The organism is Stieleria sp. JC731, assembly GCF_020966635.1.
Classification (GTDB): domain Bacteria; phylum Planctomycetota; class Planctomycetia; order Pirellulales; family Pirellulaceae; genus Stieleria.
Genome location: NZ_JAJKFQ010000029.1, coordinates 480,943 through 495,355, shown reverse-complemented (window position 1 = coordinate 495,355; position 14,413 = coordinate 480,943). Strand labels below are relative to the sequence as shown.

General features: G+C 54.7%; 5 protein-coding genes. 2 read left to right on the top strand and 3 right to left on the bottom strand.

The window, feature by feature from the left end; genetic code table 11:
- Nucleotides 1-21: 21 nt before the first annotated feature.
- From LOC67_RS26595 to LOC67_RS26585, 3 genes are all read right to left on the bottom strand, one after another.
- On the bottom strand, nt 22-3,003 hold the full coding sequence (locus LOC67_RS26595) for a CRTAC1 family protein (RefSeq protein WP_230265887.1): 2,982 nt from the start codon (nt 3,001-3,003) through the stop codon (nt 22-24).
- A gap of 349 nt (nt 3,004-3,352) precedes the next feature.
- Nucleotides 3,353-7,726 (bottom strand): PVC-type heme-binding CxxCH protein, encoded by a 4,374-nt coding sequence (locus LOC67_RS26590; protein ID WP_230265886.1) that lies wholly within the window; start codon nt 7,724-7,726, stop codon nt 3,353-3,355.
- A gap of 306 nt (nt 7,727-8,032) precedes the next feature.
- Nucleotides 8,033-9,172, bottom strand: a complete 1,140-nt coding sequence (locus tag LOC67_RS26585) for a Gfo/Idh/MocA family protein (protein ID WP_230265885.1) — start codon at nt 9,170-9,172, stop codon at nt 8,033-8,035.
- Between the two features lie 825 nt (nt 9,173-9,997).
- Between LOC67_RS26585 and LOC67_RS26580 the strand changes: the two genes are divergently transcribed.
- The gene (locus tag LOC67_RS26580; protein ID WP_230265884.1) at nt 9,998-11,170 is read left to right on the top strand and encodes a xylose operon transcription regulator XylR; all 1,173 of its coding nucleotides are present in this window, start codon (nt 9,998-10,000) and stop codon (nt 11,168-11,170) included.
- Between the two features lie 171 nt (nt 11,171-11,341).
- The gene (locus LOC67_RS26575; RefSeq protein WP_230265883.1) at nt 11,342-14,413 is read left to right on the top strand and encodes an FG-GAP-like repeat-containing protein; all 3,072 of its coding nucleotides are present in this window, start codon (nt 11,342-11,344) and stop codon (nt 14,411-14,413) included.

Genomic DNA, 14,413 nt, shown 5'->3' with positions numbered 1-14,413 from the left:
AATCCCTGCCTCGCTGACGGGCTATAGCGACCGCATCTGAAGTGCCTCGCCGCCTTCGACCGCAAGATAACGCTTTCGGGGCTGCGGTGATTGATAGGTCTGCTTGATCCCCGAGGGCCAAAATATCTCAACCGAATCAATCGCATCCTCAGTGCCGATCGCGACGTCCAGCATAGGTTCATCGCTACAAAAGTACCCGTCACCAGAAGTGACCCAGCTGGTGAACCGTTTCCCGCCGGCGGTGACGACGACCCGAGTTCCGATCGCATCGCGTTCCGAAGTCGTGCCGACGAGTTCCAATTGGATCCAGTTCCCTTGCGTCGGTGTTTTGTTTTCCAACAAAGCGGTGGGGCGTTCGAGATGCCCAATTAACAGGTCAACCGAGCCGTCGCGGTTGTAGTCCAGGCTTGTCATTGATCGGCCGAGGTAAAGGCCATCCCAATAGCCGGACGCGTCTTCCACTTCGGCAAGTTCAAATCGTCCATTGCGACCGTACATGAATTGTGGGGCCATTTGAAAGCCTTCGTCGATATGCCGCATATCGAATATGTGTCCGTTGGTCACAAACAGGTCGAGCCAACCGTTTCGATCGATATCAATCGCTTTGGTACCGAACCCGACATTGGGTAGGCTGATTTTGTCGATGTCGTATCGCACGGCAAGGTCGACGAAGTCACCGCTGCCGACCTGCATGTACAGGTTGGCTGATTCTTCGGAAAAATTGGTGATATGTAGGTCGATACGTCCGTCGTGGTCAAAGTCGCCTTGGGTGATTCCCATGCAACCGGTCGCACTTCCCGTGTAACCATTGGCAACGCCTTTGATATCCGCAGCGTTCTGCAACTCACCGGAGCCGTCTTGGACGAGAAAGTGATTGGGGCGGACATCGTTGCCAACGAACACTTCGTTTTTGCCGTCCCCGTCAAAGTCCGTCACCATGACTCCCAGGGATGTTCCGGGCTTTGCGATCGAGCGATCGATGTCATGAAGACGGAAATTGCCGTCGCCCAAATTTTCAAACCAACGATCGGACTGAGCGTAGTGCTTCAGTGGCGACGGTTGAATTTCTTGCCCATCGGGCCCTAGGTCAGGAAGTTTGAAGGCACCCTCCATCTCGATGTAGACACCTTCGAACAGATCTGGCAGTCCATCGTTGTTGATGTCTGCGATCGCCAAGGACGATGTAAAGCGGTCATCAATTTGGCCGAGTGCATCGGTGGCATCGCGGAACGTTCCGTCGCCGTTGTTGATCAGGATGCGGTTGTGCCCCAAGCTGCCAAGGTACAAGTCGGGAAAACCATCCTGGTTCAGATCGCCCGCACTTAAGCCTGCACCGTAGTTAAAGTCTTCGGTATCGGAGTGCTGACTGACATCCGTAAAATCGCCTTCGACATTGTGTAGAAGGACGTTTGATCGGTCGCACTGATCGCTCGGTGGATCACCAGCCCCTTGAGCAAAATAAACATCCGGCCAGCCATCGAGATCAAAATCGATAACGGCGATGCCGCCACCGACCGATTCATGAATCGGGATCGATGCGATGTTGATTTCATTGTCGGGATACCATTGAAAATCAATCCCGTGCTGATTGGCGACATCGCTAAGCGTTGCCGGTGCCAAGGGCGTGTCTGGCAATGCGTTTTCTAGTTTTGTGCGTCCCGAGGTGTCTGCTTTCGCGAGGTCCGCCAACGCGGGTTGCATGTCGAATTCGTCACGGCTGATGCCAATCAAGGCGGATTCGGAAGCCATCGAAAGTGCGTCAGATGACTGCAGTAGCTCGGAACGCTGGGCATTGATTTGGTTTCGTTGGGCAAACGCATTTGCCGGTAGCAACGATTGTGTCCAAGCGAGTGTTTCGAAAGGCCTTCCCAGTTCAAGCAGTTTGCGCGTCAGCTGCTGTCTGGAGCTTTGATCGCGGAGCGTTCGCATCAGGGCTTCACTATCACGTTCGGCCCCCGCCATCTGAATCGCGCGGTAGCGGAATTGTTCCTCGTCTTCGCGACGATTCAAAGCGGCGAAGACTTTGCTAAGCCGCTGCATGCTGATTCGGTCGGTTGGGTTGATGTAAAGAGCTTCCAGCAGGGCCTTGGCAGAAGCTTCGAATTTCCGTTGGTCGAAAAAGTAAGTTCCAAGCGCGGCCCAGTAATCACCCAGGACTTTGGTGTCTTCGTTGCATCGGGCGTACCATGCTGGGAAACGTTCGAATGCCTGTGTTTCGGCAAGCAGTCGCCCGTACATTGCGCATGCCGCTGAAGATTCAAACCCCGACTCCATCTGCGGATCAAGCACGTCCAGGGCCTCTCGATATCGCAGATTGGTAAAGTGCCAGCGAGCTTGGCCGAGTCCCGGTGCGAATAGTTGTTCAGCCGAATTGTTTGGCCCGATCACAGATGGGAACGCTTCGGTGCGTCTGACAAGTGAAAGCAGTTCACCATCGGTCGCCTGGCCTTCGCGACACAGGATTTCCGCTTGCTGCGACGCTTCTTCACGGCGTCCGGTGTAGTTCAGCAGCGACCAAGCGAGATGCCGCCAACTGGTTTGTCGGGGGCGTTGCTGCAGTCCTTGTAGGACTAGGTTTGCGGCTTCGTTCACATTTCCAAGTTGCTGCAACAGCTGAACGCGAAACTCTAGTGCGGCTGGACCTTGGGCGGTGTTGAATCCGATTGCTGCAGCCAACTCTTCGGCGGCTTTGCGATCTCCTTTCGCTGCGGCAACGCGAGCCGAAAGCAACAACGTTTTGGGACTATCAGGTGACTCCAGCAGTGCTTTGCGTGCCGCAACGGTTGCTTCGTCAAGTTTGCCTTGGTCAAGCAATTTTGCTGCCGTCGCGTAGTGATCAACAGTAGCGGCCGACTCCGAATTAGCCATATCCGTTTCGGAGTCGGCTGATGCTGATTTCGCAGGAGTCGATTTAGAGGGCTGGCAACCTCCAATCACGCAAACGAATGCTGTCGCACTAAGGATCGCTGCGACGAGGACTTTCGGCTGAGGCGTCGTGCGCATGAAGTTCGCCCGTTGCATCCAGGAATGTTGCTGCGGCGAAGCAACAGGGGAATCGTGTTGAGATTTGAAAGCACGCACCGAAAAGCACCTTACATTGATGGGAACGTCATCAATGTAGCTTGTCACTACATTGCATCGAAGTCCACGCTGATGCGACGACATTGGTGCAAAACGGAAAGGGTGGCCGAGGAATTCGGAGCCCATCGGAAAAGCGACGGACCCCTTCCTGGGGAGGCTTATGGTCTAGGTCCGCCAATCTTGGCCGTCGCAATAGAAAAACGGCTCTCACTGGAAATCAATGAGAGCCGTTTGGCGATTTAGCGAATGGTTCGAACTGACTGGCAGTCCGTTACTGCTCGATCGTGATTGCCATCACAACCGGTGCGATTTCTGGTGTGCCTTCGGCCAGTTCGATCGATGCCAACGGTTCCGAACGCTTTGGGGTGACCGTCAGGTAACGAATTTGTCCGCCACCGGTGCTGAAGGCGAATTTCGACTTCGGTACGTCGACGCGACGAATGTAGTCGGCAAAGTGTTCGCCATTAAGCAACACATGTTCTTCGCTTCCGCCATCGGCGTAGTGCAAACGAACGATCATCGCTGGACGCTCGCGTGGTCCGTAGGGGAATCCCCATCCGGCAGCACCGCTGAGCATATGGATGTTCTTCACCGAACCGCTAACGGGCATCGTCACGCTCTTCGGGTACTTTGCAGCGATCGGGCCACTAGAACCGTGCAAGACAATCACGTTCGGGATCGTTTGGTTCTTAGGATCGATCAAAGCAAATGGGACGCCTTCGAAAGTCTTTGGTGACCAGTCACTGAAGACCATCCGTTCTGCAGGAGCATTCGGATTGACGAACATTGACTTGTCGCTTGCCACGGTCGCGACTTTGTGCAAATCCAACGGAGTGAACTTGCCACGCTTTGTCAGGAATTCCAACAAGTCGGTCATCTGTTCGACCGAGAGGGTCTTTTCGAAACCTTCTGGCATGATCGAGTTGCGAGATGCGACCAGTTTTTCGATGTCGCTACGCAACACGGTTTGCGGCTTGCCTTGGGTATCGAATAGCTCGATTGCGGTTTTCGATTCCGAAGCCAGCATGCCGCTGATGATCACACCGTCGACGGTCAAGACACTGTATGCGCGGAAGTTGCCTTCGACGCTACGGCTTGGGTCCAAGATGTGGATAAGCAATTCCTCTTTCGGGTGAACTGCCATACCGGTCAGGTCAGGACCGACCGCGTTACCTTCGCCACTGTGCATGTGGCACTGGGCACAGTTCTTGACGAACAGCTGTTTGCCGACGACGGCGTCACCTTTGTGTTCGGCGGCGGCAGCATATTCATCAAGGACCTTTTGACGGTCGGCACTTGGCAGTGCACCACCTTGTGCGAGGACTTTTTCGGCCCGTTGACGGATGCGTCGATCGGGGTGCGAAGCCAACGCTTGTTGCTGATCCAAGGCCAAGTCGGTCAGGGGCAGCGTGCCGCTTTCGACAGCATCAAGCAATGCCATCGTTGAAGTCGGTCGTGAAAGCAAACCACGGATGGCAACAGCCTTCAGCGAAGGCGTCATCGCGGCGAGCTCTTCGACGATGATTTCCGAAGCCGCTTCGGCGCGACTTTGTGAAACGGCAGTCAGAACGCCGGCTGCAACATCGGGTGCGGTTTGAGGAGTGATTAGCTCGAATAGGTCTTCGACAACGTCGTCGCTTTCGGGACGGAAGTCGACCAATTCTCTAGCCGCATCAACGCGTTGCTTTGTCGAAAGCGATTCGTCTTCGACTTGGTCAAGCAGCTTGTCAGCGATGTCGTCGCCAAACTTCGCCAAGCGTTCACTTCCCCAACGTTCGACCAAACGAACCATCAGACCGCGGGTCGAAGTGTCCGCTTTGGTGAACACCGATTCCAATTCGGTTTCGATGTCGGCAGTCAGTTTGGCCGAGCTGTCATTTCGCCAGCCTCGGTTCATCCCTGCAACAACCGCTTGAAGAACTTCTGTCTCGGCATCGGCAAGACCAGCCAAGACCGCGGGGGCGCTCGAGGCACCGTCACCGCGAACGTAGTGGTCAGCAACGATCGAAATGATTTGCAGTTGCTTTGCGCGATAGCGTTCATCGCTGCTCAATTGCAGTGACGTCAGGCCAGACAGGAAGCTGTCCGCTTGAGCCGCAGCCGCACTGGTCATCGCATCAGGGATCCAGCGATCGATCAAGTTACGTGGATCCGACAGTGATTGCAGGACCGCAGCACCTGCGGTTTCGTTGGAACTCCAGTCGGCGGTTGCCAACAGGGCCGATAGGCGGACGATCGGATCGATGTCAGCCAAAATCTTTGATTCGACAACCGATTCGAAGTTCTTCTCGTTCTTGGGAAGGACCTTGATCGCATTGCGACGAACGCCAGCAGATGGATGGTTCAGTGCTGACACAACTGCCGCGTTCGCTTTGCTGTGCGAGCCATCGAGAACGCCCAGTCCTTGCAGGGTCCACATCGCGTGGATGGCGGCGGCATTGAGGCCGATTTCATCCGTGCTCTGGTCATTCACCAAGGCAATCAACGCATCGATAACAGCGCTTTCGGTATTGCCGCTTTCGACAAGTAAACGTTGGGCGTGTTTACGAACCAGCATCGTGGGATCTTGCAGTGCCGCGACAAGTTCTGTGCCGCTGGCTTTGCGAAGGTCTTTTGCCGGTGCGTAGGTCTTGTCGTCGGGAACGATTCGATAAACACGACCGTGCTTTTTGTCACGTAGGTCTGTTTCGTATGCGTTACCGCGACCGGTTTCGAAACCTTGTGGGGTTGGGTTGTGCTGGACGATGTAGTTGTACCAGTCAACAACCCAGACGTTTCCATCCGGACCGACTTCTGCCATGATCGGCGCGGACCATTCGTCATCGCTTGCGATCAAGTTGAAGGGGCTGGTGGAGTGATAATCGGCACCGTCTGGCTGCAGGACGAACGTACCGACCAAGTGACCGGTTGGGCCACAGACGAATGCGGTTCGATTCCAGTATTGCTGTGGATATTCACGAGCGGTGTAAAGGGCGTGTCCGGCACCCGCGGTGTATCCGCCGTGGTGGTCGACTTGACGCACTTTATCGGTGATCGGTTCGAAATCGTTTGTGTCGGCGATCGACGAAAGGGTCAACGACGGTGCCCAGCCGCGAACGCTTTCGTAGTAACGGTTAGCGATCGGCATGTAGATGCTGGGGTTACCGTTCGCGGTTGAGCCGAAGATCAGACCGTCTTCGCTGATACCCAGTCCCCAAGTGTTGTTGTTGGTCGATCGGATAAACTCGACTTCGGTCGCGTCCGGACGCATGCGGAAGAATCCCATGCGGAATCGGCCTTGCTCTTTTCCACGGGCAACGGGACGGGAGTTGTTGTAACCCTGCATCGCCCAAATCCAGTTGTCCAAGCCGTACTGGAAGTTGCTAACACCACCGTGGGTGTCGCCCAGTTCCCAGCCGGTGATGACAACTTCGCTTTTGTCGGAAACGTCGTCATCGTCGGTGTCGGTCAACAGCAGCGTTTCATTACCGTTTTGAACCAAGACGCCTGAGGCGGTAAACATCAGCGACGTTGGGATGCTTAGTCCTTCGGCGAAGACAGTGAATTTGTCCGCCTTGTAATCTCCATCGGTGTCTTCGCAGATGCGGATCTTATCGCGGCCTTTGTTTCCGGGGGCCAATTCGTTGGGATAGTCATACGTTTCGCAGACCCACAGTCGGCCCGCTTCATCCCATGTCATAAAGATCGGCTTGCCTTGCAGATCAGGCTCACTGACAAACAGTTCGACGTGGAAGCCTTCGGGGACGACGAAGTGCTTCGCCGATTTTTCTGGAGACAGCGGCAACTGCATCTTGCTGAGCGGCTTGCCTTGCGTTCCCCATTGCTTTGAAGGCGTGTAGTTGGGGATCTTGTTGCCAACATCGGCGAATTCGAAGTCCGCGTCCGAGCCTGCGATCTTTGTCATCGCGGGGACTTCGTAATCGCGGTCGTCCATGAACGTGCCGGCTTCGGCTGGATCATCGCCAGCGGCCCAGCGCAGTCCACGCTCGACTAGGTTTTGGAATCCGGGATCGGTCCAGGTTCGACCGTCGTGGCCCCAGGCGGTGTAGAACACTCGCCCCTCGCCTTCGGTTCGAACCCAGGTCCAAGGTTCTTGGCCCGAATCCGTTTTGCGATATTCCAAAACCGTTCGGTTCGCTTCGTTGTGCAGGTGATGCACGTAAGTTTCGTCCCAGCTTTCGAAACCGCCGTATCCCTTCAAGATCGGATGGCTAACGTCGGCCGGTTCGGTACGGAACACACCGGTTTGGTGCGACTGAAACTGTGCTCCCATCAACGCGACCATGTCCGGTTGATTGCGGAAGCAAAACGATGCGCAGTGCAGGGGCACGAAGCCGCCACCGTCTTTGACATACGACATCAATCCATCGGCATACTTGCGATCGATGTTGTCGATGTTGGCATACAAAACGAGTGCGTCGTACTGTTTGAGGTTTTCCTCAGTCAGTTCCGAAACATCTTCGGTGTATTGCAGATGGATGCCTCGTGCTTCAAAGGCGGGGGCCAGTTCGTAGAAGCGACGGGCCGGTTGGTGATGCCCTTGGTCGCCCAAGAACAACGCTTTTAGCTCATCCGCGTTACCCGTGACGGGCAAGCCGCACATGGCGGCCAGCAGTAGAACTTTCGTGAACAAAAAACGTTTCATGTCGCAAAAGTGGCGGTGTGTATGAAGAAGATTGGCGGGGGGAGTCGCGATCAATTGTATGACGCAATTGATCGACGAGCGAATTTGGTCCGTGTTGACGGCCACCGATGCGCGGGTTTCGGTGCCTTTTGCGAGGGCGGCGACGGACGGTATTAATTCCGGGAGTCAAATAGGCAGTGCAACCGGAGGTATAACCCGCGAACGACAAGACGATGAAAACGCCATATCGCTCGTTGGGCATTCGGGTAATCGTGGTTCGGTCGATCAACCGGTTTCTGCCGATCGATCGACCGATGGGGGCCTTCTTTAGACCGTTTGAACCGGACGGCGTGCGAATTCTGGCAGCTCGACGATCTTGCCGCCTTGCAGGGCAGACTGGTGGGCACAGATTCCGACGCAGGTCCAGTTGGCACTGGTCACGGCATCCGGTTTCGGCTGGCGGTCTTCTTGGATGGCACTGATAAATTCGTGCACCAAGTGTGGGTGAGATCCGCCATGCCCCCCGCCTTGGACAAACGACAGGTGTTCCGAGTCGTGAATCTCTTGCGGTTGGGTGAAGCGACGAATCTCTTCGGGCAGCAGGTGCGCGAAGTCCGGTACCTCGATCTTTTCTGCGATCTCTGGTTCAGGACGCTTGGCAACGTGCATGACGTGTGGTTCGTTCTCGATCAACGTCCATTCGAAGCTTTTCTTGCTTCCGTAAACGTCAAAGCTTTCGCGATATTGACGGGCGACGTCGTACAATGCTCGCCAAACATGAGCGGTCAAATCGCTGTCTGCGATCTTGATATGGCACGATTCGACGGCGAACTTGTTGCCACTGCGCTGGGCGATCTCTTCACGTACGTGACCAGACCCAAAGCAACTGACGTATTCGGCCAGACCGTCGACCAATCCCAAACAGGGACTGACCACGTGCGTGGCGTAGTGCATCGGGATCATGTCTTTCCAGTATTCTGGCCAGCCGTCCATGTCCTGTGGATGCGATGCCGCGAGGTGCTGAATGTCGCCCAACTCACCAGACTGATAAAGCTGTTTGATGTAAAGGAACTCGCGGCTATAAACCACGGTTTCCGCCATCATGTACTTCAGCCCAGTCTCTTCGACCTTTTCGACAATCTGGCGGCACTCGTCGACAGTGGTTGCCATCGGTACGGTGCACATCACGTGCTTGCCAGCGTCGAGCGCTTTGAGCGACATCCAGGCATGGTCGCCGATGGGGCTGTTGATGTGGACGCAGTCAATGTCGGGATCGCTGAGGACGTCTTCGAAGTCCGTGTACCGCTTGGGGATTTCAAACTCGTCGGCGACTTTGTTCATCTCGACTTCGTTGCGACGGCAAGCCGCGACGACTTCCGCACCTGGGTGCGCTTTGTAGATCGGGATAAACTCGGCACCGAATCCGAGTCCGACCATTGCCATTCTGACTTTTTTATCGTCTGCCATGGGATTGATAGAATCTTCCAAAAGGGGAGAGAAAGCGGCGGGCTAGTGATCCAACAACGCTGTACTTTTTGGCACTAGCGAAAAGGGAGTCGGAACCAAAATCGGCGATCGCAAGCGGTGCTGCGATGGATTGGTTACTGCCCCTTTTTCGCGACATCCTAAAGCAGAGCGAAGTCGCACTAGGTTCATCAACGGGAAATTCGTTCAGCAAGTGACCCAAGCATCGAACTTCTTTTTCAAGCCTGTCACCAGCGTAGCAATGGTCGTCGATACGCCATTTCGTTCGCATCAAGATCACATTCAGCGTACGCTGGCAGAGCTGGACTGAATTTCCGCACAGGAAGTATACCTGCAATCAAACTCCCCTAAATGTGAATACGCGCATAGGTTGTGTGTTTTTTGACGTTGGCGGAAGATTGCAGAATGTAGGTGTGACGTCCGCTGTTCGGAGACAGTACAGTAGGCATGGATTCGGACTGGCAGCTTGGAATGCCGCACTTCGGTGTGGCTCAGCGAATCGATCAAGTCAACTTTTCGAAATCGTGCTGAATGCAGAGCATCGTTTGGCATCGGTTTGCTTCGCAGTTCGGTTGGCCAACTTCGATTGATCAGAAAAACACTCTCGCGGAAGGCTGTGCCAATCCTTTGCGACAGACCGTGGCAACAGGACTGGTCTGCGAGCAGGTGAAGCATCCCAGGAGCGTCAAGGCGCCTTGCAGCAGTCGGAACGAAGAGCGTGAGCGTTGCTCGTCGAAAAGAGTGGCTCATCAGAAAGAATTTGAACCATTCGTTGGTTCTGTAGACACGGCATTGGTGAGGGTTCCGATGGCAAAGAAACGAAAGTCGGTCGCGCTTCTGATCGAAACCTCCAATGCTTACGCACGCGGTGTCTTGCGTGGGATCGCGGCTTATGTACATGAGCACGAACAGTGGTCGATCTACTTGACCGAACAGGAACGTGGCGGTCTGCCTCCTTCGTGGTTGCAAACTTGGAATGGAGACGGGGTCATCGCCCGTATCGAAAACCAAGCCACTGCAAAAGTGATTCAGGAGCTGAGCATCCCGGTTGTCGATGTCAGTGCGGCGAGACATGTTCCTGAGGTCCCATGTGTCGAAACGGATGATGCCGCGATTGCTGGGCTTGCCTACGCACACCTGCGAGAACGTGGGTTCAAGCAGTTTGGGTTTTGCGGTGCGGCGCAGTTCGTTTGGTCAACCAATCGCGAAAAAGCTTTCTTGGAATGTGTTCAACGTGATGGATTCCCCTGCAGCACCTTCGTTGCACAGCAAGGGACAAAGCGGACACCCGCATCCGAACGCAAACGCCTGACGAAATGGTTGGGCACATTGCCGAAACCGATCGGGATTTTCGCGACATACGATATCAAGGCGCAAGAGGTCTTGGATGCTTGTCGTGAATGCGAGTTGAAAGTTCCGCTAGAAGTCGCTGTTCTTGGTGTCGACAACGACGAATTGCTCTGTGACCTATGCACTCCTCCGTTGACCAGCATCATGCCCGATGCCGAGCAAGCCGGTCGTGTCGCCGCGGCGACGTTGGACGCGATGATGAGCAAGCCTAAGCGTGGACGTGGCAACCATCCCGCAATGCGTTTGTTGCCTCCTAAAGGCATCGTCGCACGGCAATCGACGGACATCGTTGCGATCAGTGATCCGGACGTCGCCGAAGCGGTGCGTTTCATTCGTGACCACTATTGCGAACCGATCAACGTTCAGGACCTGTTGGAACGTATTCCGATCTCGCGAAGGATGTTGGAGAGTCGGTTTCGCGAAATCTTGGGGCGAACTCCACATCAAGAAATTCTGCGGCGAAGGATCGATCAGATCCGCTACCTACTTTCCAGCAGTGATCTGTCGCTATCGCAGATCGCGCGTCAAACTGGTTTTCAAAACCAGGAATACATGAGCGTGGCGTTCCGCCGAGCGGTCGGCCAACCGCCGGGGGCATTTCGAAAAGAACGCCGCAACATGGCACAGTAGATCTGCACGTAGGTACTCGATCGGGCGTTCATCCGAGTCAACAGGCTGACCGGATCGGATAGGGATCGAGTCCGTCGAAGTGGCTTTTCGAATCGTTTGATTTGTCGCATGGGTGACCAATCCACTTTGTCCTTTGAAACTCGCTGAAAACATCAGCGCTGCAATTCAGCAATGCAACTCATTCGTCCAGCCCGCCCACATCAGTTGATCGTTGTCATCTTTGTTTTGCTTGTGATCCAACTTCCTGGTTGTGATACAGGTGAACCGGAAAAAAAAGATTCAATAACGGCTATTAGCGGAGACGAATCGTCCCTCGATCAGGCATCCAGTGGGATGTCGGAAACATCACTTCGCGAGTCGCTTCAACAGGTGACTTCCACCGCCCGTGCCGGCCGATTTGATCAAGCCGAGGAGTTGATTCGAAACGTCTTGGTTCGGTACCCCGATGATGCCGAAGCACTGCAGCTTGCCGGAGACATCGCCGTTGCCCTGCAACAACCGACTGTCGCAATCGATCGATACGTCGCCGCCAATGAGCAACTCGATGAGCCATCCATTGACGTGCTCGACAAAATTGGTCGGCAATGGATGCAGTTGGGGCAGCCTTTTCAGGCAATCGATGCTTTGAAGCAAATGGTGGACATCGATCCCAATAGTGCCACGACACGTCGGGATCTTGCCGGGCTGCAAGCGTCAATGGGACTGGAGCGGGAAGCGGCAAAGCACCTACGTTTCTTAGTTCAACGCAATCAAGCCGGTGTGGACGAGTTGCTTATTCTGTCGGATCTTTCTCGGCCGCAAACGGATGATGCCATCTGCAACTATGCGATCGAGCATCACCCCGATGACCAGCGTCCGCGTTATGCACTGGCACGAAAAGCTTGCTACGACAATCGATGGAGTGAGGTTGTCGGAGACTTGCAAGCCGTTTGGGAACAGCATCCCGAGTTCGCACCAGCATCAGCCTACTATGCTCGCGCACTTATCGAATCATCCATCAAGGACAATGGCTCGCAGCAGCGAATCCGTGCATGGTTGCCAACTGTCACCGCGGAGGTTCGGCAGCAACCGCAGTACTGGATCGCCGCGGGGCGTTGGTCCGAACATCAGAAGCAAGCGGAGCAGGCGGCGCATGCTTATTGGAACGCGGTTCGTATTGATGAAAATAATGGTGAAGCGCTAAGCCGTTTGGCTGGCTCGCTTTCACAAATCGGCAAGGCTGACGAGGCGAGAAAAGTCGCACAACGCGCCGCTTTGGTGACAGCCATGCGAGATGACATCGATTCATTGTTGTATTGGCGCAGGCATTCGCAGCGGGCAGCGACAAAGATTGCAAAATCGATGCAGAAACTTGGACGATTGTGGGAAGCGGCACATTGGGCTCGCCTTGCTGTATTGATGACGCAGGATCAGGATGATCAGGCCAAAACAGTTTTTACCGAGATCCGGAAAACACTTAACACGCAAACTCCATGGCAGTTACCCGAACGCCTGGTCGCAAGTGCGGTTGATGTATCAAGTCTGCCATCACCTGACTGGGACATTCGTCGCACTGCCAGTGACCCCTCCGAACAAAACGCCTTGGCTGTGATTCGATTTGAAGACGAAGCTTCGCAGCGAAAATTGGATCATGTGTGTCAGATTGCGGCTGCGGCGAACGGCGAATCCGGACTTTGGATTTATCAGTCAGGTGCCGGCGGCGCAGGCGTGATTGACTATGACCTGGATGGTTGGAGCGATCTGTATTTCACCAACAGCGATGGGCAGCCATTGCAAAACGATTCGTCGAGCAATCGCCTTTACCGAAATCTTGATGGGGAGTTTTCCGAAACGACTGGTCCGGCCAATTGCATCGACCAATGCTACGCACAAGGCATTGCGGTCGGAGATGTTAACAGTGACGGTTTCAGTGACTTGTACCTCGGAGCGTTCGGAGACAACCGTTTGCTGATCAATCAAGGTGATGGGACTTTCAGGGATGTGACAACCAACTGGAACGTAGCCGGAAACGGAGAATGGACAACTTCCGTTGGGATCGCGGATTTGAACATTGACGGTCTAGCCGACCTGTTTGCGGTGCAATATGTCAGCGGTGACGACGTGGTTACGCGAAAGTGTTTTCCCGATGAACTGAAAGAACATCGGTCCTGTGGTCCGCTCGTCTTTCCGGCACAATTTGATCGCGTTTTTGCCGGGAAAGCATCCGGCGGTTTTAGTGATCGAACCGACCAGTGGCTTTCCGAGACCGAACCCGGCCGTGGCCTAGGGCTAGTGATCGGGCAGCTTGATGGTGTTGCGGGGGTGGATGTTTATGTGGCCAACGATATGACCGCGAACCACTTTTGGTCTGCGGCTTCTTCTGAGACGTCTTCGACATTGGAGACTAACCAGCCCGAACTGTTTCAATTGACCGAACAGGCTGCCGCTCGTGGATTGGCATTCAATGCGAGAAGTTTATCGCAGGCTTCGATGGGGATCGCCGCCGATGATGCCGATGGCGACGGAGATATCGATTTCTACGTCACCCACTTCAGCGACGACTACAACACGGCGTACATGCAGGTTCACAGCGGAGTCTGGTCGGATCAAACGGAATCGCTGGGCTTAGCGGAACCGACGATGCAGACGTTGGGCTACGGCACGCAGTGGATCGATGCCGACTGTGATGGTCAAAGTGAACTTGTCGTAGCCAACGGGCACGTTGACGATTTCACACATTCGGGGCAAAGCTATCGGATGCCGATGCAATTGTTCCGGCGATCCGGCGATGATCGATTTCGCATGGTTGCGGCTGATCAAGCAGGGAATGCCTTCGCCGAGAAGCGACTTGGGCGAGCGCTGCTGACAGTCGATGTGAATCGTGACCGCAAACTTGATCTCGTGGCAGCCAATCTGTTTGAACCTGTTTCGCTTTTGGTGAACCATTCAGAACAAGTTTATCCGACGATTGAGCTTGAATTGATCGGGACTCGCTGTCATCGAGACGCGGTTGGTGCGGTGGTCACGCTTCGCCAGGATGGAATGTCGGTCACCAAGTTTCGAGTCGCTGGCGATGGATATCAGTGCAGCAACGAATCACGCTTGAGGTTCGTTTGCGGTGTTCCGGATGCTAAGTCTGGTAAAGGTGCGTGGGCCGCTACCGTGAAGTGGCCTGATGGTCAGACCGAAGAATATTCGGGGTTGATGCCCGGCGGCAGCTATGTCTGCGTTCAAGGCGACGGAGTCATGTTTTCGCGAGAATGA

Coding starts and splice junctions, on each gene's coding strand:
- LOC67_RS26595 (WP_230265887.1), bottom strand. CDS start 3,003: ATGCGCACGACGCCTCAGCCGAAAGTCCTCGTCGCAGCGATCCTTAGT.
- LOC67_RS26590 (WP_230265886.1), bottom strand. CDS start 7,726: ATGAAACGTTTTTTGTTCACGAAAGTTCTACTGCTGGCCGCCATGTGC.
- LOC67_RS26585 (WP_230265885.1), bottom strand. CDS start 9,172: ATGGCAGACGATAAAAAAGTCAGAATGGCAATGGTCGGACTCGGATTC.
- LOC67_RS26580 (WP_230265884.1), top strand. CDS start 9,998: ATGGCAAAGAAACGAAAGTCGGTCGCGCTTCTGATCGAAACCTCCAAT.
- LOC67_RS26575 (WP_230265883.1), top strand. CDS start 11,342: ATGCAACTCATTCGTCCAGCCCGCCCACATCAGTTGATCGTTGTCATC.